The 22,966-nt window shown below is 74.0% G+C and carries 19 protein-coding genes; 7 read left to right on the forward strand and 12 right to left on the reverse strand.

Features of this window, described 5'->3' with window-relative positions; all coding sequences use genetic code 11:
• Positions 1 to 253: 253 nt before the first annotated feature.
• Positions 254 to 1,744: an adenosylhomocysteinase gene (gene ahcY, locus VGD70_RS18160; RefSeq protein WP_331082773.1), complete on the reverse strand. Its 1,491-nt coding sequence runs from the start codon at positions 1,742 to 1,744 to the stop codon at positions 254 to 256.
• A gap of 96 nt (positions 1,745 to 1,840) precedes the next feature.
• On the opposite strand from ahcY, the gene VGD70_RS18165 reads away from it, so the two are divergent.
• Positions 1,841 to 4,198 carry a hypothetical protein gene (locus VGD70_RS18165; RefSeq protein ID WP_331082775.1) on the forward strand — a complete coding sequence of 786 codons (2,358 nt, stop codon included), beginning with the start codon at positions 1,841 to 1,843 and terminating at the stop codon, positions 4,196 to 4,198.
• Here VGD70_RS18165 and VGD70_RS18170 read toward each other — a convergent pair.
• From VGD70_RS18170 to VGD70_RS18205, 8 genes are all read right to left on the reverse strand, one after another.
• The gene (locus VGD70_RS18170; protein ID WP_331082778.1) at positions 4,187 to 5,485 is read right to left on the reverse strand and encodes a glutamate mutase L; all 1,299 of its coding nucleotides are present in this window, start codon (positions 5,483 to 5,485) and stop codon (positions 4,187 to 4,189) included. The genes VGD70_RS18165 and VGD70_RS18170 overlap by 12 nt on opposite strands.
• Positions 5,482 to 7,011, reverse strand: coding sequence for an amino acid permease (locus VGD70_RS18175; RefSeq protein ID WP_331082780.1), 1,530 nt, complete (start codon positions 7,009 to 7,011; stop codon positions 5,482 to 5,484). Before VGD70_RS18175 ends, VGD70_RS18170 begins: the two co-directional genes overlap by 4 nt.
• Positions 7,012 to 7,132: 121 nt before the next feature.
• Positions 7,133 to 8,071 carry a cation diffusion facilitator family transporter gene (locus VGD70_RS18180; RefSeq protein WP_331082782.1) on the reverse strand — a complete coding sequence of 313 codons (939 nt, stop codon included), beginning with the start codon at positions 8,069 to 8,071 and terminating at the stop codon, positions 7,133 to 7,135.
• 46 nt (positions 8,072 to 8,117) lie between these two features.
• Positions 8,118 to 9,365, reverse strand: coding sequence for a mannose-6-phosphate isomerase, class I (gene manA, locus VGD70_RS18185; protein ID WP_331082784.1), 1,248 nt, complete (start codon positions 9,363 to 9,365; stop codon positions 8,118 to 8,120).
• 7 nt (positions 9,366 to 9,372) lie between these two features.
• Positions 9,373 to 10,473: a hypothetical protein gene (locus tag VGD70_RS18190; RefSeq protein WP_331082786.1), complete on the reverse strand. Its 1,101-nt coding sequence runs from the start codon at positions 10,471 to 10,473 to the stop codon at positions 9,373 to 9,375.
• The gene (locus VGD70_RS18195; protein ID WP_331082788.1) at positions 10,470 to 10,679 is read right to left on the reverse strand and encodes a Trm112 family protein; all 210 of its coding nucleotides are present in this window, start codon (positions 10,677 to 10,679) and stop codon (positions 10,470 to 10,472) included. The genes VGD70_RS18190 and VGD70_RS18195 overlap by 4 nt, the downstream gene beginning before the upstream one ends.
• A gap of 35 nt (positions 10,680 to 10,714) precedes the next feature.
• The gene (locus tag VGD70_RS18200) at positions 10,715 to 12,067 is read right to left on the reverse strand and encodes a phosphomannomutase/phosphoglucomutase (RefSeq protein WP_331082790.1); all 1,353 of its coding nucleotides are present in this window, start codon (positions 12,065 to 12,067) and stop codon (positions 10,715 to 10,717) included.
• A 76-nt stretch (positions 12,068 to 12,143) separates the two neighbouring features.
• Positions 12,144 to 12,500: a DUF3499 domain-containing protein gene (locus VGD70_RS18205; RefSeq protein WP_331082792.1), complete on the reverse strand. Its 357-nt coding sequence runs from the start codon at positions 12,498 to 12,500 to the stop codon at positions 12,144 to 12,146.
• 89 nt (positions 12,501 to 12,589) lie between these two features.
• On the opposite strand from VGD70_RS18205, the gene VGD70_RS18210 reads away from it, so the two are divergent.
• Positions 12,590 to 13,072 carry a metallopeptidase family protein gene (locus VGD70_RS18210; protein ID WP_331082794.1) on the forward strand — a complete coding sequence of 161 codons (483 nt, stop codon included), beginning with the start codon at positions 12,590 to 12,592 and terminating at the stop codon, positions 13,070 to 13,072.
• Positions 13,073 to 13,260: 188 nt separating this feature from the next.
• On the opposite strand, the gene VGD70_RS18215 is transcribed toward VGD70_RS18210, so the two are convergent.
• Entirely contained in the window at positions 13,261 to 16,743 is a 3,483-nt protein-coding gene (locus VGD70_RS18215; RefSeq protein ID WP_331082796.1) for a glycosyltransferase family 2 protein, read from the reverse strand.
• A 72-nt stretch (positions 16,744 to 16,815) separates the two neighbouring features.
• Positions 16,816 to 17,130, reverse strand: a complete 315-nt coding sequence (locus VGD70_RS18220) for a WhiB family transcriptional regulator (RefSeq protein WP_331082822.1) — start codon at positions 17,128 to 17,130, stop codon at positions 16,816 to 16,818.
• Between the two features lie 240 nt (positions 17,131 to 17,370).
• Between VGD70_RS18220 and VGD70_RS18225 the strand changes: the two genes are divergently transcribed.
• Genes VGD70_RS18225 through VGD70_RS18240 form a run of 4 tightly spaced genes read left to right on the forward strand, consistent with a single transcriptional unit; the run spans position 17,371 to position 20,933 of the window.
• Complete coding sequence (locus tag VGD70_RS18225; RefSeq protein ID WP_331082798.1) at positions 17,371 to 18,138, forward strand: site-2 protease family protein; 768 nt, start codon at positions 17,371 to 17,373, stop codon at positions 18,136 to 18,138.
• Positions 18,139 to 18,152: 14 nt separating this feature from the next.
• On the forward strand, positions 18,153 to 19,172 hold the full coding sequence (cofD, locus tag VGD70_RS18230; RefSeq protein WP_331082800.1) for a 2-phospho-L-lactate transferase: 1,020 nt from the start codon (positions 18,153 to 18,155) through the stop codon (positions 19,170 to 19,172).
• Complete coding sequence (locus tag VGD70_RS18235; protein ID WP_331082801.1) at positions 19,165 to 20,364, forward strand: coenzyme F420-0:L-glutamate ligase; 1,200 nt, start codon at positions 19,165 to 19,167, stop codon at positions 20,362 to 20,364. The genes cofD and VGD70_RS18235 overlap by 8 nt, the downstream gene beginning before the upstream one ends.
• The gene (locus VGD70_RS18240) at positions 20,361 to 20,933 is read left to right on the forward strand and encodes an NUDIX hydrolase (RefSeq protein WP_331082803.1); all 573 of its coding nucleotides are present in this window, start codon (positions 20,361 to 20,363) and stop codon (positions 20,931 to 20,933) included. Before VGD70_RS18235 ends, VGD70_RS18240 begins: the two co-directional genes overlap by 4 nt.
• Here VGD70_RS18240 and VGD70_RS18245 read toward each other — a convergent pair.
• A complete protein-coding gene (locus VGD70_RS18245) occupies positions 20,903 to 21,814 on the reverse strand; it encodes a DNA-3-methyladenine glycosylase 2 family protein (RefSeq protein ID WP_331082805.1) in 912 nt (303 codons plus the stop codon). The genes VGD70_RS18240 and VGD70_RS18245 overlap by 31 nt on opposite strands.
• A 34-nt stretch (positions 21,815 to 21,848) precedes the next feature.
• Between VGD70_RS18245 and VGD70_RS18250 the strand changes: the two genes are divergently transcribed.
• Complete coding sequence (locus VGD70_RS18250; protein WP_331082807.1) at positions 21,849 to 22,961, forward strand: mannose-1-phosphate guanylyltransferase; 1,113 nt, start codon at positions 21,849 to 21,851, stop codon at positions 22,959 to 22,961.
• Positions 22,962 to 22,966: the final 5 nt, after the last annotated feature.

Consider the following 22,966-nt stretch of genomic DNA (forward strand, 5'->3'; position numbering starts at 1 on the left):
CGGAGACCCGCGCGCGGCGGATCGAGAAGTTCGTCGGCATGCTCGAACGCGGCGAGACCATCCACTAGGCATTCGCTCACGGTCCGCACCCGATCGGGCGAACTCCGTGCGAACGGCCCATTCGCACGGCCCAGGGGTCCCCCGGTTTCAACGCTACCGGTGCGCACCGACATTTTCGGGCGACCCGCACGGGCGACCCGCAACGCCGAGGAGCCGGCCCGCGCGCAGCGGACCGGCTCCTCGCGAAAGACCGTCAGTAGCGGTAGTGCTCCGACTTGTACGGGCCCTCGACGTCGACGTCGATGTACTCGGCCTGATCCTTCGTCAGCTTGGTGAGCTGGCCGCCCAGCGCCTCCAGGTGGATGCGCGCGACCTTCTCGTCCAGCTTCTTGGGCAGGCGGTACACCTCCTTGTCGTACTCCTCGTTCTTGGTGAACAGCTCGATCTGCGCGATCACCTGGTTGGAGAAGGAGTTCGACATCACGAACGACGGGTGCCCGGTGGCGTTGCCCAGGTTCATCAAGCGGCCCTCGGACAGCACGATGATCGAGTGCCCGTCCGGGAACACCCACTCGTCGACCTGCGGCTTGATGTTGATCTTGTGGATACCCGGGTACCGCGCGAGGCCGGCCATGTCGAGCTCGTTGTCGAAGTGGCCCACGTTGCCCAGGATGGCCTGGTGCTTCATCTTGGCCATGTGCTCGGCCATCACCACGTTCTTGTTGCCCGTGGTGGTGATGACGAGGTCGGCCTTGTGCAGCACGTCCTCGAGGCGCTGCACGTCGTAGCCGTCCATGGCGGCCTGGAGAGCACAGATCGGGTCGATCTCGGTGACGATGACCCGCGCGCCCTGGCCGCGCAGTGACTCGGCCGAGCCCTTGCCCACGTCGCCGTAGCCGCAGACCACCGCGACCTTGCCGCCGATGAGGACGTCCGTACCGCGGTTGATGCCGTCCACCAGCGAGTGGCGGATGCCGTAGCGGTTGTCGAACTTGGACTTGGTGACCGAGTCGTTGACGTTGATGGCCGGGAACAGCAGGTCACCCGCGGCGGCCAGCTGGTACAGGCGCAGCACGCCGGTGGTGGTCTCCTCGGTGACGCCCTTGATCTCGGCGCCCGTCCGGGTCCACTTCTTCTCGTCCGCCGCGAGCGAGTTGCGCAGCGTCTCGAGGATGATCTTCCACTCGTCGGGGTCGTCCGCCTCCGCCTGCGGGACGACGCCGGCCGCCTCGTACTGGGTTCCCTTGTGGACCAGCAGGGTGGCGTCGCCACCGTCGTCGAGCAGCATGTTCGGCGCGGCACCGCCGGGCCACGTCAACATCTGCTCGGTGCACCACCAGTACTCCTCCAGCGTCTCGCCCTTCCAGGCGAACACCGGGACACCCTGGGGCTCCTCGGGAGTGCCGTGCGGACCGATGACGACCGCGGCCGCCGCGTGGTCCTGGGTGGAGAAGATGTTGCAGGAGGCCCACCGCACCTCGGCGCCGAGCGAGATCAGCGTCTCGATCAGCACGGCGGTCTGCACGGTCATGTGCAGCGAGCCCGAGACCCGCGCCCCGCGCAGCGGGTAGACCTCGGCGTACTCACGGCGAAGCGCCATCAGACCGGGCATCTCGTGCTCGGCGAGGCGAATCTCCTTGCGGCCGAACTCGGCCAGTGCGAGGTCAGCCACCGCGAAGTCCAGGTCGCCGACCTTCCTGGCGAACCGAGCCGCGGTCGCTTCCTGGCTGTTTACTGCGGTCATCCCGTACATCCTCCAAACTCAAGGCCTTCGCGGGAACACTACCGTTACCCGAAATTGATCGACTCGAGTGGCCATCAAGCGACGGAGGACAAGGCCGTGATAGCCGTTGGACCGGACACCCGCGTGGTGGAGCTGCGCGTCCACGGGCTCATGGGCACGACGCCTGAGTCACTCGTCTCCTCGGTCGCCGCGGTGGACGTCGCCGGCGACGGTGTCGGCCGGCTCGTGCAGCCCGCGGACCGGCTGCTGCGGCCCGCGCCCGGGCCGATGCTGCGGGCCGAGGGGCAGTCGGTCCCGCGGGTGGTCGAGGGGTACGTCTGGGGCGGGATGACCTCGGGCGGCGCGGTCAAGGCCGCGTGGGCGCTGCTGTTCCCGTTCTCCCTGGCCAACGTCGCGCACTGGATGCTGCCGCCGATGCCGTCCGGGCACCGGCTCGCCTGGCGGCTGGGGCTGGTGAACCGGTCGCTGCTGCGGCTCGCGGCCGTGCTGCTGACGATGCTGCTCGTCACCCAGGCCGCGGTGGTGAGCCTGGACCTGATCGCCGCGCAGTGCCTCGCGCCCGGCTCGCCGTGCCTGGCCCGCACGGTGCCGGAGTGGCTGCGGGAGGTCTACCTCGTGCGCCCGCTGATCGGGCTGCTGCCCGTACTCCTGTTGATCTACATACTGTTCCGCATCTCCTGCGTGGCGTGGGAGACGAGCGCGCCCCGCAACCCGCCGGAGACCCCACCGAACGCGCGGGTGCAGCTGCCCGGCACCAACCTCGTCGCCGACCCGGACACGCCGACGCTGCGCGCGCTGCACCTGCTGGCCGCGCTCGCGACGGTGGCGCTGCTGCCGCTCGGCGGGCCCTTCGCGGCGCCGGGCGGGGCACTGTCGGTGCTGTGGGCCGGCGCGCTGGCGCTGCTGGTGGTCGCCCTGCTGGGCGTGCTGCTGCTCGACGACCCGACCGGGGCGCATCCGGTCCGCGCCGGCCGCTGGCTACGGGCCGCGCTCGGGCCGGTGACCCGCCGGGTGCTGCTGGGCCTGGGTGGCGTGCTCGTGGCGGCCTCGGCGGCGGCGCAGAACCCGCTGCCCGGGGCGCTGTCGGGCACGGACTCGACGGTCGAGGCGCTGGCCGCGGCGCTGATCGCGCTGGTGGTGCTGTTCGGCGTGCTGCTGGTGCCGGCCGCGGTGATCGCCCGCCAGGAGTGGCGCGGGCAGCCGCCGGAGCTGCGGCCGTGGGCCGGCGGGTGGATGTCGGCGCCGGTGCTGGCGGTGGCCGCGCTGCTGGGTGGCGGCTTCGGGGTCGGGCTCGCGGTCGCGGTGCAGCAGCTGGTCGGCGCGTCCGGCACGCTGCCCCAGGGGTACCGGCCGGTGGAGCTGCTGTGGGGGGCGAGCGCGGCGCTCGGCGTGGTGGCCGCGGCGGGCGCGGGGGTGGTGGCGTTGTTTACGCTGATGCGGCTGCGGGCCGGCCGGTTCACCGACGGCGAGGCGACCGTGCGGCTGCTGCACGAGGACAGCGTGCGCGACCTGCCGGTGGCGGCGCGGGCGTGGCGGGCGGCGCGGTGGCGGCGGGCGCACCTGCACCACATCCTGCTGGCCTGCGCCCTCGTGCTGTGCGTGGGCGCGGCGGTCGCGTTGTTCGTGCGGGTCTCCGGGGTGGCGCTGCCGACGTGGACGGACCCGCTGTCCGCGGTCGGCGTCGTGTCGCTGGGCGTGCTGGCCGGCGCGCTACTGCGGGCGGTCTACAACGCGGCGCGCGCCCCGGCCGCGGGCCGGCAGCTGGGCGTGATCACCGACCTCGCGAGCTTCTGGCCGCGCGAGGCGCACCCGATCGTGCCGCCGTGCTACGCCATGAAGGTGGCGCCGGAGCTGGCCGCGCGGACCGTCGAGCACCTGCGGACGCCGGGCACCCGGGTCGTGCTGACCGGTGACTCGCACGGGAGCCTGCTCGTCGCCGTTGCCGCGGCGCGCCTGCTGAACTCGCTCAACGAGCCGGAGCGGCGGCGGATCGGCCTGGTGACCGTGGGGTCGCAGCTGCAGTGGGCGTACTGCCGGGCGTTCCCCGCGGTGCTGCCGTTCGCGGCGCTGGGCACGCTGGCCGGCGAGCTGGGGACCCGGTGGCGCTCGCTGTGCCGCGGGACGGATCCCCTCGGCGGCGCGGTGACCACGTGGGGCCACCAGGTGTACGGGTCGAGCCTGCTCGGCACGGGCTTCCGCGCGGACGGCACGTCCGGCCCGCTGGCGGCGGCCACCCGCGGGCCGACCGGGGCGCTGGTGCTGGGGCTGGACCACTGGCTGCCGGACCCGGCGGCCGGCCCGATCCCCGGCCGGCGCTGGACCCCGGGCGTGCAGCGGCACGGGAACTACCAGGCGGACCCGGAGTGGGACCGCGCGATCGCGATGGCCGCCGGCCTGGACCCGGCCGAGCCGACGGTCGGCTCGTTCGAGTCCCTGCTGCCGTCACCGCGCTGAGTCCACCGGCGCGGGCAGGCCGGCCAGCACGGCGTCGGCCACGTCGGGGTGAGCTGCCTGGGTCAGCAGGCCCGCCGGGCCCAGCAGGCCTTGCCGGTCCACCGTCACGAGCGCGTTGCGCAGGACCGGGCCCAGGTGCTCGCGCAGGCGTGCCTCGAGGTCGGTCAGGTCGGGGGCGTGCCGGAAGACGCCGCCGGACAGGACCAGGATGCCCGCGCCGTGCGGGCCCAGCTGGCCGTCGACCATCCGCAGGTGCCGGCGGACCGCGAGGATCACCGCCAGCGACGCGAGCTCCAGGTCCGCCCGCTGCTCGTCCACTGTGGACGGGATGAGGTCCACGTCGGCGTGCCGGCGGGCCGCCGCCCCCTCCAGGCCGGCGGGGTCCGCCAGGCGTTCGGCCGCCGCCTCGGCCACCACGCCGGGGGCGCTCACCCGCATGCCCAGGTCGCCCTCGACGGTCCGGCGGTCCGGCGGCAGCGCCACCGCGTGCACCGAGGAGTCCACTGTGGACACCGCGGAGTAGACGTCCGTCGTCGCGCCGCCGACGTCCACCACGAGCACCGCGCCCGGCTGTTCCTCCCGCGCGGCAAGGACTCCGGCCAGCCGGGACACGCCCGACAGCACGGCGTCCGGGGTCACCGTGCGCACCAGCCGGCGCAACCGCGGGCCGCGGGACAGGCCCTTGCCGCCGATCACGTGCCGGAGGAACACCTCGCGGATCGCCGCCCGCGCCGGGCCGGGGGCCAGCTCACCGACGTCGGGCAGGACGTTGGCCGCGGGCACGACCCGGCGACCGGTCCCGGCCAGCGCGGCGAGCGCGGCGGGCCGCGCGGCGGCGTTGCCGGCCAGCACGATCGGCACGGCGACGCGGGCCGCCGCGAGGCGGGAGGCGTTGTGCAGCAACACCTTCTCGTCGCCGCCGTCGGTGCCGCCCACGAGCAGCAGCACGTCCGGCGCCGCGGCACGCAGCTCGCGCACGGCCGCCGGGGTCAGCCGGCCGGTCGTGACGTGCACGACCTTGGCCCCGGCCGACAGCGCCACCCGGTAGCCGGCCTCGGCGCTGACCAGCCGCTCCTGGCCGACGACGGCGAGCCGCAGGCCGCCGCCGGCCGACGAGCACGCCAGCACCTCGGTGGCCGCGGGCAGGGAGGACGTGACCGCGGCGACCCCGTCGAGGACCTCCGGCGGGGTCGTCCGGTGCTGCGCCACCCCGAGCACCGCACCGGACCCGGACACCAGCACGCCCTTGGTCCACGTCGAGCCGACGTCCAGGCAGAGGAAGGTCAAGGCGACGTGGCCTTGGGGGCCGCGCCCTGCACCGGCGGCGACGACGCGCCGCGCAGGCCCAGCAACGAATGCCGCCGGCCGTAGGCGAAGTACACGACCACGCCGATCACCATCCAGACGAAGAACCGCAGCCACGTGAGGATCGTCAGGTTCAGCATCAGCCACAGGCACGCGAGGATCGCCGCCACGCCGATCACCGGCAGCGCCGGCACCCGGAACGCCCGCGGCAGGTCCGGGTGCGTCCGGCGCAGCACCATCACCCCGCCCGACACGAGGACGAACGCGAACAGCGTGCCGACGTTCACCATCTCCGCGAGCTTGGAGGCCGGGAAGAAGGTGGCCGCGGCAGCGACGAGGCCGCCGACCAGGATCGTCGCGCGGACCGGGGTGCCGTGCTCGCCGGTCCGCGACAGGCCGCGCGGCAGCAGGCCGTCCCGGGACATCGCGAACAACACCCGGATCTGGCCCAGCATCAGGACCATCACCACGGTCGTCAGGCCGGCGAGCGCGCCGACCGAGACGACGTTGGCCGCCCAGTCGGAGCCGTTCAGCGCGAACGCGGTCGCGAGCGTCTTGGCCTCGCCGTTGCCGGTCGCCAGCTCGGTGTACTTCACCATGCCGGTCACGACGAGCGAGACCGCCACGTACAGCACGGTGACGATCGCGAGCGAGCCGAGGATGCCGCGCGGCACCGCGCGCTTGGGGTCCCGCGTCTCCTCGGCGGTGGTCGCGACGACGTCGAAGCCGATGAACGCGAAGAACACCAGCGACGCGCCGGCGAGCAGCCCGAACACGCCGAACGCGCTGTTCGCCCCGCCTGCCAGCCAGGAGAAGACGGTCTGGTCGACGCCGGTCGACGCCGAGCCGCCGGTCTCGCCCGGGGGGATGTAGGGGTGGTAGTTGGCGGCCTTGACGAAGGTGAGCCCGAAGAAGATCACGAACAGCACGATGGCGACCTTGATCCCGGTGATCACCATGCTGACCCGCGCCGACAGCTTGGTGCCGACGGCCAGCAGGACGGTCAGCGCGGCGATCAGCACGAGCGCGCCCCAGTTGACCGTGAGGCCGCCGACGGCGACCGTCGTCTTCACGCCGCCGCCGAACAGGTAGCCCAGCACCGTCTGCAGGTACTCCGACCACCCGGTGGCGACCGCGGCCGAGCCGACCGCGAACTCGAGCACGAGGTCCCAGCCGATGATCCACGCGAGGAGCTCGCCGAACGTGGCGTAGGAGAACGTGTACGCGCTGCCCGCCACGGGAACCGTCGACGCGAACTCGGCGTAGCACAGCGCGGCCAGCGCGCAGGCGATCGCGGCCAGCACGAACGAGAGCGACACCGACGGCCCGGCCAGGTCGCCCGCGGTACGCGCGGTGAGCGTGAAGATCCCGGCCCCGATGACCACCGCGACGCCGAACACCGTGAGGTCCCAGGCGCTCAAGTTCCTTCGCAGCCGGGACCCCGGCTCATCGGTGTCCGCTATGGACTGCTCGACGGACTTCGTGCGCCACAGACCGTTACCGGGCACGGCAGCCTCCTCACTCCGACGCCTGACCAGTTCAGACCATAGTGGGATCAGCACCCCATCTCCGCACGACGAACACCGGCGAAGTCGGTCACCAGGCGAAGCAGCCCTGGGCTGCGCCGGGTCAGGCGGGAGTCACCGGGTGGTCCTCGGCCGGGGTGCGGTCCAGGTCCGGTTCCAGGTAGATCAGCCGCGCCGCCGGGACCGCCTCGCGGATCCGGCGTTCGGCGGCGTCGATCTCCGCGGCGACCTCCGCCAGCGGCAGGCCCGGCTCCAGCGCGATCTTCGCCGCCACCAGCAGCTCCTCCGGGCCGAGGTACTGCGTGCGGATGTGGATCAGCCGCCGCACCCTGCCGCCCATGACGGCCGACGAGATCGCGGCGAGCTCCTGCGGGGTGGCGCCCTCGCCGATGAGCAGGCTCTTCATCTCCACGATGAGGATGATCGCGATCACGCCGAGCAGGAGGCCGATCATGAGCGTGCCGATGCCGTCCCAGGCCGCGTCGCCGGTGATGACCGACAGGCCCACGCCGAACAGGGCGAACACGAGACCGAGCAGCGCCCCCGCGTCCTCGAGCAGCACCACCGGCAGCTCGGGCGTGCGCGACTGGCGGATGAACCCCCACCACGAGACGTCGCCCTTGATCTTGCGGGACTCCACGATGGCCGTGCGGAAGCTGTAGGACTCCAGGACGATCGCCACGACGAGGATGATCACCGCGACGATCGGCGACGTCAGCGGCTCCGGGTGCTGGAGCTTGTGGATCGCCTCGTAGATCGCGAACGCCGAGCCGAGGGTGAACAGCATCAGGGCCACGATGAACGAGTAGAAGTACCGGTCGCGGCCGAAGCCGAACGGGTGCTCGCTCGTGGCCTTGCGCCGCGAGGTCTTCTGGCCGAGCAGCAGCAGGCCCTGGTTCGACGTGTCCGCCACCGAGTGCACCGACTCGGCCAGCATCGACGAGGACCCGGTGATGGCGAAGCCGATGAACTTGGCCACCGCGATCCCCGCGTTCGCCCCCAGCGCGGCGAGGATCGCCCTGGTCCCGCCCCCTGTAGCCACGGCTACTCCCTACGAAAGTCGGATTTGTCGCAAAAGCATGCCGAGCCTAGAGACTCGACACCCCGGCTGTCTCACTACCCACCGTCGCGGCGAACAACCGCACGGCCGAGTCCCCCAGTGGTGACAGCACGACATCGGGATCCAGCGCCGGCAGCCACATCGACTGCCCGCGCCCCAGCGACAGCTCCTGACCGTCGACCGCGGCCACCCGGACCCCGCCGTCGACGCAGATCATGACCCGCGGCGCCCCGCCCTCGAGCTTCACCTCGGCGCGCGGGTCGGCCGCGGCCCACTCGATCCGGGACAGCTCGAACTCGGGCGCGGGCGTGCGGTACACCCGGCGCGGGCCGACGGGCTCGCCGGTGCGGACGTTCATGTCGTCGAACCCGAAGTCCAGCACCCGCAGCAGCTCCGGCACGTCCACGTGCTTGGGCGTGAGCCCGCCGCGCAGCACGTTGTCCGAGTTGGCGAGCACCTCGACCGCGGTGCCGTGCAGGTAGGCGTGCAGGTTGCCGGCCGGCAGGAAGATCGCCTCGCCCGGCGCCAGCACGAGCCGGTTGAGCAGCAGCGCGGCCAGCATCCCGGAGTCACCCGGGTACCGCTCGCCGAGCTCGAGGGCGGTGCGGCACTCCAGCTCGAACTCGCCGTGCTCCTTGACGTGCACGACACACGCGTCGAGCAGGTCCGGCAGCAACGCGTCGATCGCCGGCTGCGGCAGCGTGATCCACGTCGTGAACAGCGCCCGCAGGCCCTCCCGGTCCGGCTCCGCGGCGAGCAGGTCGACGTACCCGGCCAGCGCCGGCGTCTCGATCGCACGCAGGAACTCCACCGTCCGGTCCGGCGAGCGGAACCCGGCCAGCGCGTGGAACTCGGTGAGCGCGCACAGCAGCTCGGGCTTGGCGGTGGGGTCGGGGTAGTTGCGGTTGCCGGCCTCGCGCGCGATGCCGGCCTTCTCCTCCCGCGCGTAGCCCTCCGCCGCCTGGACCGCCGACGGGTGCGCCTGCAGCGACAGCGGCTCCTCGGCCGCGAGCACCTTCAGCAGGAACGGCAGCCGGTCCCCCCAGCGCCCGACGACCGCCGGGCCGAGCTGGCCGGTGGGGTCCTCGGCGAGGAGCTCGAGCAGCGACCGCTCGGTACCGTCCGCCGACACGACCACGGACGGGTCGCCGGGGTGCGCGCCGAGCCACAGCTCCGCCTCCGGGTGCGGCGCGGGCACCTGGCGGCCCAGCATCGCGGCGATCGTGGTGCGGGACCCCCACGCATACGGGCGCACCCGGTTGTTGAGCAGCTGCATCAGGCACTCACTCCCGTGGCCTGGCCGGCGCGTAGCGGGTGGTGCCGCCGGTGGTGCCGGCCGCGAGCCCCAGGTAGAGCGCGGCCAGCTGGAAGCGCAGGGCGAGCACTGCGGCGTAGGTGGTCTCGTCGGCGGTGATCTCGTCGGCCGGCGCGAGCACGTCGGCGGTGGGGAACGCGTCGACGGCGAGCCGGCGCACCGGGTCGGTCGCGACGGCGCTCACCGCGAGCAGGAACACCCGCAGCGGCGAGACCTGCGCCGGGTCGAGGTCGTCGGGGTCGGCGAAGATGTCGTGGACCGCCGAGGCCCGGGTGGCCGCGCGGTGCAGCGCGGTGCGGCTGGCGGCCTGCGGGTAGGCCGCGACGTCGCAGACCAGGTCCGTGTGCGTGCCCAGCACCTGCGCGGCGAAGATCGCGACGCTGGTGGCCACGTCGTCGAGGCCCCACAGCAGCGGCGTGCGCTCGGCGAGGCGCAGCGCCAGTGACTTGGCCGGGTTGACGAACGACTCGTGCTGCATGTGCCCGCGCTCGGCCTCGCGGTCGAGCTCGTCGGCGACCATGCCCAGGTCGGTGCGCAGCAGCTCCAGCGTGGTGACGGCGATGAGCCCGCCAGCCAGCGCCCGGCTGAAGCCGAACCCGGGCGGCACCGGCACCCGCGGCGTGATCAGCACGGCCTGACCGGCCGCGGCCGCCGCGACCGGGCCGTCCTCGGGCGCGGTGAGCACGACCCCCGCGCCGTAACGGCGGGCCCGGTCGATCGACTCGGCGAGCTCGGTGTCACCGGCGTCGTCGGTGTGCGCGATCACCACGTCCAGCGGCCCGAGCCAGGTCGGCGCGGTGTCGGTGAGCACCACCGGCACCGGGCAGGCCTTGCCGAGCAGCGCCAGCAGCAGCTTGGCGACCGCGGGGCTCAGGCCCGGCCGGGTGATGAGGACCAGCGCCCGCGGCTGCGCGCCGGCGAGCCGGGCGATGCCGGCCTCCTGCGCGGCCTCGACGGTGGCCCGCACCTGGGCGCCGGACAGCGCCGCGGCGTGCAGCAGGCCGTCGCTGTCGACCTCGCTGAGCCGGCCGAGGTCGTCGAGCAGCGTGTCGTCGACGGCGGAACTCACTTGTCGGCTGTCCCGTCGGGCGGTTCGATGGCCTCCTCGAGGAGCAGCACCGGGATGCCGTCCTGGACCGGGAACTGCCGGCCGCACGACGTGCAGGTGAGCACGTCGGCCTCGGGGTCGGTGGGGCTGCCCACCGTCAACGGCGCGTGGTCGTCCGACGGGCACGCCAGGATCTCCAACAGCTGCGGGTCGAGCTCGACTGCCATGGTTTCTCCTCCAGATGTGTCAGCCGCCAGATGTGTCAGCCGCGAACGATCGCCAGCACCTCGTCGCGCAGCGCGGCGACCGCGGCGTCGTCGGCGGCCTCGACGTTCAGGCGCAGCAAGGGTTCGGTGTTGGACGGCCGCAGGTTGAACCAGCCGCCGTCGGGCAGCTCGACGGTGAGCCCGTCCGTCTCGTCGGAGCGCACGCCTTCCCGGCCGGCGAACGCCTCCTTCACCGCGGCCATCCGGGCCGCCTGGTCATCGACCGTCGAGTTGATCTCGCCGGACGCGGCGTAGCGGCTGTAGGCCGAGGTCAGCTCCGACAGCGGGCCGTCCTGCTCGCCCAGCGCGGCCAGCACGTGCAGTGCGGCCAGCATGCCGGTGTCGGCGTTCCAGAAGTCGCGGAAGTAGTAGTGCGCGGAGTGCTCGCCGCCGAAGATGGCGCCGGTCGCGGCCATCTCGGCCTTGATGAACGAGTGCCCCACGCGGGTGCGGACCGGCTTGCCGCCGTGCTCGGCGACGATCTCCGGCACGGCGTGCGAGGTGATGAGGTTGTGGATCACCGTGCCGCCCGGGTCCTTGGCCAGCTCGCGCGCGGCGACCAGCGCGGTGATGGCGCTCGGCGACACCGGCTCGCCCCGCTCGTCGACCACGAAGCAGCGGTCCGCGTCGCCGTCGAACGCCACGCCCGCGTCCGCGCCGACCTCGCGGACCTTGGCCTGCAGGTCGACGATGTTCTTGGGATCGAGCGGGTTGGCCTCGTGGTTGGGAAAGGTGCCGTCGAGCTCGAAGTACATCGGCACGACGTCGATGGGCAGCCCGTCGAACATGGCCGGCACGGTGTGCCCGCCCATGCCGTTGCCGGCGTCGACGACGACCTTGAGCGGCCGGCTCGACGAGAGGTCGACCAGCCGGCGCAGGTAGGTGACGTAGCCGGCGAGCAGGTCGCGGGTCTCGAGCGTGCCCGGGGTCTTGCCGGCGGTCGGCGGGACGCCCGCCTCGACCTCGCGCTGGATCTCGGTGAGGCCCGTGTCCTGGCCGACGGGCGCGGCGCCGGGCCGGCACAGCTTGATGCCGTTGTACCTGGCCGGGTTGTGGCTCGCGGTGAACATCGCGCCGGGCAGGTTGAGGCTGCCGGAGGCGAAGTACAGCATGTCCGTGCTGGCGAGCCCGATCATGACGACGTCGAGCCCCTCCTGCAGCACGCCGTCGGCGAACGCGCTGGCGAGCCCGGGCGAGGACGCCCGCATGTCGTGGCCGATGACGACGGCGGGCCCGCCGACCTGGCGGGCGAACGACGCACCGGTGTCGCGCACGAGGTCCGAGTCGAGCTGCTCGCCCACGATCCCGCGGATGTCGTAGGCCTTGAAGACGCCGGACAGGTCACGCACCAGTGCTCCCCGAGAGGTCAGCGGATTTGCCCGGCAGCCTACCGGCGAGCACCTGAGGCGTGGGTGAGTCGGGGTATTACTCGGTGACCGGGTCCGGCAGAACCCGCAGGTGCCCGCGGCGCCCGGCGGCCTGCGGCTCGGGCGGCTCGATGGGCCGGTCCGGGCGGCCCGCCTCGCGGACGGCCTCGGCGAGCGCGGTCAGGTCGTCGACCGAGGGCTCGGGGGCGGCGAACTCGCCGTCGTGCCGGACGACCTCCCAGCCGCGCGGGACCGTGAGGCGCAGCGCGTGCTCCTCGCAGAGGTCGTAGCTGTGCGGCTCGGAGTAGGTGGCGAGCGGGCCGACGACCGCGGTCGAGTCGGCGTAGGCGTAGGTCAGCGTCGCGACCGCCGGGTTGGCGCACCCGGTTCGCGAACACTTCCGCACGCTCCGCACGATCGAGGACGATAGCGCTTCGCGGGCTTCCTGGCAGGTAGGCGCACCGTGTGGTTTTCGTGTCACCCCGGGCTCAGTAGGCTCGGCGGGTGTCCACCACACGCGGCTACCGGGAACGGCACCGACGGCGCCGGCCCAACCGGGACCGGCACGGCCGGGGGCTGCGCGGTTCGCTCTACCCCTCGACGCTGCCGGCCGCCTCCACGCGCGGCGAGCGGTTCGACGCGCTCGTGCTGGCCGCGCTCGAGCCGATCGAGGCGCGGTGGCGCACGGAGCTGACCGAGCTCGACATCGCGGTGGACGACGTGCCGGACGTGCGCGGGGCGGAGCGGTCGCAGACCCCGCAGGACGGCCTGCTCGCCGACGCCGGCGTGCCGCTGGCCCGGCTGGTGCCGGCGGGGATGGACCGGCGCGGGATGCCGACGAAGGCGCGGATCGTGCTGTTCCGCCGGCCGCTGGAGGCCCGCGCCCGGGACGGCGCCGACCTGGCCGACCTCGTGCATCACGTGCTGGTGGAGCAGGTGGCCACCTACCTGAACCTGGACCCAGGCGTCATCGAAGGCGACGGCTGAGCTCTATCTGGTCGTTGGCTCCGCGCAGTGTTGGATTGTTCGCTTCGCTCCTCCGCTACTCGCCCCGTCGCTCTCGCTCACGGGTCCAGACGGCGAACGCTCCTGTGTTGAACTGTTCGCTTCGCTTCTCCGCTACTCGCCGTCTTCCCTCCTCCCGTGCTCGGCGCTGACGCGCCTGCGCGCGCTCGTCAGTCCAGACGGCGAACGCTCCGTCGCTCCCGCTCACGGCGCTCCCGCTCACGGCGCTCCCGCTCGCGGCTCGGGAACGCGGTCAGCAGGACGAACAGGACCATCGCCGCCTGGGTCAGCAGCAGGACGCTGCGCAGGGCCGTGGGCTGCTCCACCCGGACGTCGGCCGCGCGGGTCGGCAGCGACACCCCCACCAGGTGACCCCACGCCCGCACCACGGGCACCGCTCGACCGTCCACTGTGGCCTGCCAGCCCGGCTCCTCCTCGGCCGCGATCACCAGCAGCCGGCCGGCGGGACCGTCGGAGACGCGGACCGCGACCGCGGGCGGCGCGGCCTCGACCGGGACGATGCCGGGCGCGCCCAGCTCGGTCGGCGGCGGGCTCGCGGTGATCGCCCGCCGCGCCTGCTCCGGGGACAGCAGCGTCACCTGGCCCGCCGCCGGCTGCAGGCGCAGCACCGGCCGGCCGTCGGAGGTCGGCGGCGCGGGCGCGACGAGGTCGCCCGCCGCGTCGGCGAGCCGCTTGCCCGCCGCCTCGTCGGGGGCCACCACGAACAGCACCCCGGCGGCCGCCGCCTCGGCCACCGCCGTGCGCACCGGGTCGGTCCCCGCGCCACCGGCACCCGTGCCCGGACCGCCGTCGGCGACGAGCCCGTCGGCGAGCCGGGCCAGGCTCACGCCCCCATCGACCGGCGCGATGTCGTCGTCGCCGAAGTGCGGCGCGCGGGCCGCGGTCAGCCGCGGCGGCGCGGCACCGGCCGGCAGCACCAGCACGGACCGCCCGGTCACCGCCAGCTCCCGCGCCAGCGTGCTCGCGAGCAGCGGCGCCTGCTCGTCGTCCAGCGGCCCGGCCCGGCCGGCGACCAGCGCGCCGGTGGCCAGCGCCCCCACCCCGACCACCCCGAGGACCGCGGCGACCAGCACCCCGGCACGCCGCACCGGCAGCCGCCCGACCGACACGAGGCGGCGGGGCGCGGCGGCCCGGCACGCGCCGAGCAGCGCCAGCAGCAGCCCCCACCCGACGACCAGCAGCCCGGCCCCCGCCCAGCCGACCTCCGCGGGACCGCCGATCAGCGGGACCGCCGGGACCCGCAGCACCAGCGCGACCGCCAGCCCGCCGAGCAGCGCGAGCGACAGGCCCGGCAACACCGCCCGCCGCGGCCGGACCGCGACGCCGACGAGCACCGCGAGCCCGACCACCAGCCCCACCAGCGGCCACGCGCCCGGCCCGCCCGGGTCGAGACTCAGCAGGTCCAGCGTCGTCGGCGCCACCGGGCCGACGTGCCCGCCGACACCGTGCAGCACCACCGCCGGATGCTGGATCAGCACCGCCGGCCACGGCAGCAGCAGCGCGAGCGGCATCAGCACGAGGACGAACAGCGCCGTCACCCGCCGCCGGCCGTCCCCGCGCCGGCCGGGCACCAGCACGAACCCGGCGAGCGCGTAGCCCACGAGCAGCAGGTGCACGAGCGGCGCGAACGCCCCCAGCACGGCCAGCCCGAACGCCGTCGCGGCCGCGATCGACAGCCAGCGCGCGGACTCCGTGCGGGCCCGCCCGAGCAACGCCACGATGCCCGCGGTCACCAGCGGCAGGAGGATGTGCGCGACGACCACGTCCAGCCGGCCCTGCGCGACCGCCGCGGTCGCCGGCGGGAGCAACGCGTACGCGGCGGCGACGAGGGCCCGCACCCAGCGGTGCACGGGCATGCTCCTGGTGGCGACGTACGCGGCGAGCCCGGCCAGCGGCAGGTCGCCGAGCAGCAGCACGGCGACCGCCGCCTGCGCGCCGCCGACCGGCGCGAGCACGGCACCGAGCCCGCCGAGCACCGCGAGCGCGGCCGGCGCGGGTGCCGCGGTGCCCCCGGCGACCGGGTGCCAGGTGGCGAGGTAGGCCGACCAGGTCGCGGCCAGGTCCGGGGCCGGCAGCAACCTGCCACCGGCGAGGTCGATGCCCAGGCGCCCGGAGTTGAGCCACAGCCCGAGCCCGAGGAGCCCGACCACCAGCAGCACCGGCGGCGCGAGCAGCACCTGGCGGGCCAGCCGGGCCCGGTTGACCTGCACGATCACCAGGTCGGGCTGAGGGGGCGCGGAGCCGTCGCGCGGCACGGGCGAGGGGCGGGGCACCGGCGAGGGCCGCAACCCCGGCGCCAGCTCCGCCTCCGGCAGCTCCAGCGACACGGCGACCGCGGTGGCCGGCCGGCGCAGACCCGCCGGGCGGCGGGGCCGGCCGCTCGCCCCCGCGGGCAGCGCCTGCGGTCCGACGGGCAGCCGGGTGGGCGTGGTGTCCGCCTCGCCGGGCAGCCAGACGGCGTCGCCGTCGGTGCCGTCGGGCAGCCTGCCGAGTGCCGCGTCGGCCTGCAGCCTGCGGCGGACGAGGTGCGCGACGGCGGCCCGGCTCGCGTTGCGCAGCCGGGTGAGCCGGCTGGTGAACAGCCCCCGCACGCTGCGCACCCGGACCGTGGCGTGGCGCAGCGTCCGCGCCTCGAGCAGGCCCGCGCCGCCGCCGAGCACGTAACCGATCGCGCGCAGCTCGCCGCGGCACTCGTCGATCCGGCGCTGCATGGCGAAGCTGAGCGCGCGCACCAGCGCCAGGACGGCGAGCCGGGGGATGCCGATGAGGAAGGACAGCAACGAGCAGTTGACGAGGAACGTGCGCAGGCCCTGCGCGCGGTCGAGGGTGCGGACCGAGCCACGCAGCGCCGCCGTGCGCGCCTCGGTGCCACGCAGCCGGCCGGGCACCGCACGCACGTGCCGCATCCGCGCGGCCGGCACGCACAGCACCACCACGCCCGCCCGGTTCGCGCGCCAGCCGAAGTCGATGTCCTCGCGCAGCAACGGGATCTCGGGGTCGAACCCGCCGAGCCGCTCCCACAGCTCGCGCCGCACGAGCATGCCGGCCGACGGGACCGCGAGCACCTCGGTGCTCTGCCCGAAGTGGTGGCCCCGGCCGAGCCGGCTCCAGTCCAATTCGGACGGTCCGAGGCCGGTCTGCCGGTGCCCGGACGCGTCGGTCGACAAGCCGGCCTCGACCACGAGCCGAGGGTCGTCCCAGTCCAGGGCCAGCGGGCCGAGCACGCCGGCCGACGGCGACGCGTCGGCGGCGGTCAGCAGCGTCGCGAGACAGTCCGGGTCGGGCGCGCAATCATCGTGCAGCACCCAGATCCAGCCGCCGGGGTCGCCCCAGCGCTCGATGGCCGCGGACACGGCCTCCTGCACCGCGGCGGCGAACCCCGTGCGGCGGTCGAGGGTGAGCACGCCGTCGAGCACCCGGTCCTCGCCGCGGGCGGCCTCGCTGAGCAGCCGCGGCGTCTCGTCGAGCGAGCCCGTGTCCACGGCCAGCACGTGCCGCGGCCGCGGCGTCGACGTACGCAGCGCCGCCAGCGCGGCGGGCAGCCATTGCTCGCCGTCGTGGCACACCAGCACCGCGAGCACCGGCGCGGTGCGCAGCACCGGGGTGCTACCGCGAGGGCCGTGGCGTGGCATTGGCACAACATGCCATGTCGCGATCCTCGCCCGCAGCAAAGCCCGCGGGCTTCGGCGCTGGATAGGTCTCCGTTAGATCACGCGCTTCTTGAGCTTGCGCCGCTCACGCTCGGACAGTCCGCCCCAAATCCCGAACCGTTCGTCGTGCGCCAGCGCGTACTCCAGGCACTCCGAGCGCACCTCACACCCCTGACAGATGCGCTTGGCCTCGCGGGTCGAGCCGCCCTTCTCTGGAAAGAACGCCTCCGGATCTGTCTGCGCGCAGAGGGCGCGCTCCTGCCACTCCTGCTCCTCCGCGTCGTCGAACAGGTCGGCGAGCACGCCGAGCTCCTCGTTCGGCTGCTCCCCCCACTCCACGACGCGACTCCCATCGGCTATTCCCTGCATGTGCATGTCCCGTCCGCCTCCTCGCCTTTCGCGCTCCCCGGGTTGGCGGACACCACTCACCATCTCAACCGGCGAATGACATCGATGTGATTACACCCGTGTCATCGCGGCGCGTCAAGCGGAGTACCCGGGCGGGTGATGCCCTATGGGGCAACCGGAAACAGACCCACCACTTGGCCGTACAACGGGAAAACGACCTACCCCCACGGGTGGTCCCGCCGAGACTGGCAGACTCGTGGTGTGCAGCGATCAGCGGTCCGGCCCTCGCCCGTCTTCCTCGGCATCCTGGTGCTCGCCATCGCGGGTGGCCTGCTCATCGTGTTCGGCGGCGATCCCACCGGCTCGCCGAACGCCGCCGTCAAGGGCGGCACGTTCCTCATGGTCCTGGCCGGCTGGGGTGTCTCGCTGTGCCTGCACGAGTTCGGCCACGCGTTCGTCGCCTACCGCGGCGGGGACCGCGAGGTGTACTTCAAGGGCTATCTCACGCTCGACCCGCGCCGGTACACCGACCCCGTGTTCAGCCTGCTGCTGCCGCTGCTGATCCTCGCGATCGGCGGCATCCCGCTGCCGGGCGGCGCGGTGTGGATCAACCACCACGCGTTGCGCTCCAAGAAGATCGAGTCACTGGTGTCGCTCGCCGGCCCGCTGCTCAACCTCGTGCTGGGCGGGCTGCTCATCGCGGCGGTGACGATCTTCCAGCCCACCTTCTGGCTGGCCGCCGCGCTGTCCTACCTGGCACTGCTGCAGATCTTCGCGTTCATCCTCAACATTCTCCCGATCCCGGGCCTGGACGGCTGGGGCGCGATCGAGCCGTTCCTCCAGCCCGAGGCCCAGCGGTTCGGCGCCAAGGCGCGCCCGTGGGCGCCGCTGATCCTCTTCGCCTGCCTCATCGGCATCCCCGCGATCGGCTACGCGTTCAGCGACTTCGCCTACAACGTGTTCGGCCTGATCGGCGGGATCCCCGGGATGGCCTCCGTCGGGGGCAGCGCGTTCCGGTTCTGGAACTGAGGCAGGATCGTGGCGTGAAGGTTGTAGTCGTTGTCGGCGGGGTCGGCGGGGCGCGGTTCCTGCAGGGCGTGAAGCACGCGCTGGGGATGCCGCCGGTAGGCGCCGGGGAGTCGCCGCACGAGATCACCGCCGTCGTCAACACCGGTGACGACGTCTGGCTGCACGGCCTGCGGATCTGCCCCGACCTGGACACCTGCATGTACACCCTCGGCGGCGGCATCGACACCGAGCGGGGCTGGGGCCGGACCGGGGAGAGCTGGACCGTGCGGGAGGAGCTGGCCGCCTACGACGCCGGGTCGGAATGGTTCGGGCTCGGCGACAAGGACATCGCCACCCACCTGATCCGCACCCGGATGCTGCGCGCCGGCTACCCGCTCTCGGCGGTCACCGAGGCGCTGTGCGCGCGCTGGCAGCCGGGCGTGCGGCTGCTGCCGATGTCCGACGACCGGGTCGAGACCCATGTCGTGGTGGACGACCCGGACAGTGGCGACCCCGACAGCGCGGAACGCCGGGCCATCCACTTCCAGGAGTGGTGGATCCGGCACCAGGCGAAGCTGCCCGCGCACTCGATCGTGCCGGTCGGCGCCGAGGAGTCCTCGGCCGCGCCGGGTGTGCTCGACGCGATCGCCGGCGCGGACGTCGTGCTGCTGGCGCCGTCGAACCCGGTGGTCAGCGTCGGGACCGTGCTGTCGGTGCCGGGCGTGCGGACGGCGCTGGTCAAGACCGACGCGCGGATCGTGGGCGTGTCCCCGATCGTCGACGACCGGCCGGTGCGCGGCATGGCCGACGCCTGCCTCACCGCGATCGGCGTCGAGACCACCGCCGCGGCGGTGGGCAGGCACTACGGCTCGCGCCGGCAGTCGGCCGAGGGGCTGCTGGACGGCTGGCTCGTGCACACCGGCGACCCGGCCGCCCAGCCCGGCGCCGTGCCGGACGTCGACGTGCGGGCCGTGCCGCTGCTGATGTCCGATGTGGACGCCACGGCGGGCATGGTCGATGCCGCCTTCGCGCTCGCCGGGGTGTCCGTTGAGTGATCACTCCGCGGCGCGGATCGAGATCCTGCCGGTCGAGGGGCTGCCGGAGTTCCGCCCCGGCGACGACCTGACCGGGGCCATCGCCGCCGCGGCCCGCTGGCTGCGCTCCGGGGACATCGTCGTCGTGACGAGCAAGGTCGTGTCCAAAGTAGAGGGTCGGCTCGTGCGGGTGCCGGCCGATCCCGAGGAGCGCGACCGGATCCGGCGCAAGCTGGTGTTCGACGAGTCGGTGCGCATCCTCGCCCGCCGCGCGCGGACGCTGATCACGGAGAACCACCTGGGCATCGTGCAGGCCGCGTCCGGGGTCGACGCGTCCAATGTGGCCGGTGACGAGCTGGCCCTGCTGCCCAGCAACCCGGACGCGTCGGCGATCGCGCTGCGCTGGGGCCTGCGCGACCGGATGGGCGTCGAGGTGGCCGTGGTCATCACCGACACGATGGGCCGGGCGTGGCGGGTCGGCCAGACCGACGTCGCGATCGGCTCGTCGGGCCTGCGCGTGCTGCACGCGTACCGCGGCCAGGTCGACCGGCAGGGCAACGAGCTCGCGGTCACCGAGATCGCGGTGGCCGACGAGGTGGCCGGGGCCGCGGACCTGGTGAAGGGCAAGCTCGGCGCGGTGCCGGTGGCCGTCGTGCGGGGCCTCATGATCGGCGACTCGGAGTCGCGGGCGCGTGACCTGGTGCGGCCGGTGGACGAGGACCTGTTCCGGCTGGGCACCGAGGAGGCCGTGGCGCAGGGCCGGCGCGAGGCAGTGCGGCTCACCCGGCCGGTCTTGTCGTTCGACGACACCCCGGTGGACCTGTCCGCGCTGCGCGGGGCGGTGGGTGCCGCGCTGGGGGTGCCCGGGTCGGAGTCGCTGCGGTTCGTGCACCTGGCGGACCGGGACCGGCGCAAGCGGCTGCTGGACGAGATCGACGCCGATGACGTGTTGTACGGGGCGCCGGAGCTCGTGCTGCCGTTCGCCGTCGGACCCGCGGACGCCGCCGGCGGGGTGCAGGCGCTGCTGGTCGCGCTGGCCGCGGAGGGGCTGGGCTCCTGCTGGGTGCCCTCGGTCCCCGGCGCGGTCCGCGCTCTCCTCGACCTGCCCGGCGACTGGCGGCCCCTGGGCGCGATCGCCGTCGGTCACCCCGCGGACGCCCCGCTGACCCCGCGCCCCGAGGACGACCCCGACGACAGGTTCCTGCAGCGATGACCCTCCATGCGGACGCGGTGGCCACGCTGACCGGCTGGCGCCCGTCGTCGCGGTCCCAGCAGTCGCTGCGCGAGGCGTTCCTGGGCTTCCTGGCCGCCCGCCCCGACGCGTGTGCGCGTTCGTGCGAACCGGGGCACGTCACGGCGTCGGCGCTGGTCCTCGACTCGACCGGCTCGCACGTCCTGCTGACCCTGCATCCGCGGGTGGGCGCGTGGCTGCAGCTCGGCGGGCACTGCGAGCCGGCCGACAGCACGCTCGTGGGCGCCGCGCTGCGCGAGGCGTCGGAGGAGTCGGGCATCGAGGCCCTGCGGATCGAGCCGGCCCCGGTCCACGTGGACGTCCACCCGATCACCTGCTCCCTCGGCGTGCCGACCCGCCACTTCGACGTGCGCTTCCTGGTCCACGCCCCGGCGGGCGCGGAACCCGTGCGCAGCAACGAGTCGCTGGACCTGCGCTGGTGGCCCGTCGACGACCTGCCGGACCCGGCGGGCACGAGCGGCCTGGCCGACATGCTCACCGCGGCGGGCCGCCTCCCCGATCACATGTCGCGGTACTCGCGCGGCGCGTAGCGGGGACCGAACCGCGGCCGGGAGATCCCACCGGCCTCGAGGTAGCGGACCACCCGGTGCCGGTGCGGGGCGTAGGGCGCCAGCACCTCGAGCATCCCCGCGTCGTCGAGCTCGCGGCCCAGCAGGGCGTAGCCGACGACGCCGGGGATGTGGAAGTCGCCCACGCTGACGGCGTCCGCGTCGCCCCAGGCGCGTTGGGCCACCTCGGCCGCGGTCCAGAAGCCGATACCCGGCACCGTCCGCAGCAGGTCGCGGCCGGGCTTGCCGCGCAGCGCCGCGGCCCGCTCCAGCCGGTGCGCCACCTGGGCCACCGCCACCAGGGCGCGCCGCCGGGCGCCGTCGACGCCGGCCTTGTGCCACTCCCAGTCGGCGATCGACAGGACCGCCGCCGGGGTCGGCGGCACCCGCATCCCCGCGGGCGCCGGACCCGGCGGCACCGTGCCGAACCGGCGGCACAGGTCCCGCCACGACCGGCGGGCCTCGTAGCCGGTGACCTTCTGCTCCAGGATCGAGGGCACCAGCAGGTCCCACACCCGCCCGGTGGACCCGAGCCGCAACGCCGGCAGGCGCCGGCGCAGGTCCGCCACCAGCGTGTGGTGCGCCCGGAAGTCGGAGTCGTCGTCGTGCGCGCCCAGCAACCCGGGCACGCCGTCGAGCAACACGGAGGCACCCGGCCCCCACGCCGACGCCCGCACGTCACCGCCCGGGCGGCGCAGCGCGAGCGTGCCCGGGCCCTCCGGGGTGTTGGCGGCCAGCCACGTGACGCCGTCCTCGGTGCGGCGGAACGCCGGGTCCGCGTGCCCGCGGCGCAGGGGCGCGAGCACCCCGGCGACGTCGAGCGGGAAGTCCGGGGTGAAGGCGCGCTCGGCAGGTGCCCTCATGGGACCCGACCGTACCCCGGATATCGTCACTGGAATGAGGCCGACCGATTTGCACATGGTGGTGCCCGCCGGAGGCAGCGGGACCAGGTTGTGGCCGCTGTCGCGCGCCGCCAACCCGAAGTTCCTGCACGCGCTCACCGGCACCGACCGGTCGTTGCTGCAGGCCACCTTCGACCGCCTCGCCCCGCTGTGCACGCCGGAGCGGCTGCTGGTGGTCACCGGCACCGCGCATGCCACGTCGGTCATCCGCCAGCTGCCGGAGCTGCCCGAGCGCAACATCCTGGTCGAGCCGTTCGCCCGCGACTCGTGCGCGGCCATCGCGCTCGCCGCCGCGGTCATCGAGGAGCGCAGTCCCGGTGCGGTGATGGCGTCCTTCGCGGCCGACCACCTGATCACCAACATCCCCGCGTTCGCCGCGACGGTCCGGCACGCCGTCGAGGGCGCCGCGGCCGGCCGCCTGATGACGATCGGCATCACCCCGAACCGGCCCGAGACCGGCTACGGGTACCTCCGGTGCAGCGAGCCGGCCAAGCCCGCGACCGTGCAGACCGTGTTGGAGTTCAAGGAGAAGCCGACGCTCGAGGTGGCCACCGAGTACCTCGCGTCCGGGCGCTACCTGTGGAACGCCAGCATGTTCCTGTGGCGCACGGATGTCTTTCTCGCCGAGCTCGCCGCCCGCCGGCCGGACGTGCACGACCCCATCCGGACGATCGCCCGGGCGTGGGACACCACCGAGCAGGAGACGGTGCTCGCGGAGGCGTGGCCGACCATCCCGAAGGTCGCCGTCGAGTACGCGGTGATGGAGCCGGCCGCCGCGGAGGGCAAGGTCGCCACCGTTCCGGGTGACTTCGGCTGGAACGACATCGGGGACTTCGAGACTCTCGGTGAGCTCCTCGGCCGGGACATCGGCGGCTCCCGCGTGGTCGACGTGACGGGCCTGAAAGACGCCCCGCCGGTGCTCGTCGTGGACGGCGACGGCGTCATCGCGGTGCCGTTCTCGTCCCGGGTGATCGCGACGCTCGGCGTGACGGACCTGATCGTCGTCGACACCGCCGACGCGGTGCTCGTCTGTCGCCGGGATCGGGCCCAGGACATCAAGAAGCTCACCGAGCTGCTCCGCGAGCGCGGACACGTGGCGCACGTGTGAGTGAT

Origin of the sequence: Actinophytocola sp. (assembly GCF_036402745.1) — a bacterium.
Lineage (GTDB): Bacteria > Actinomycetota > Actinomycetes > Mycobacteriales > Pseudonocardiaceae > Actinophytocola.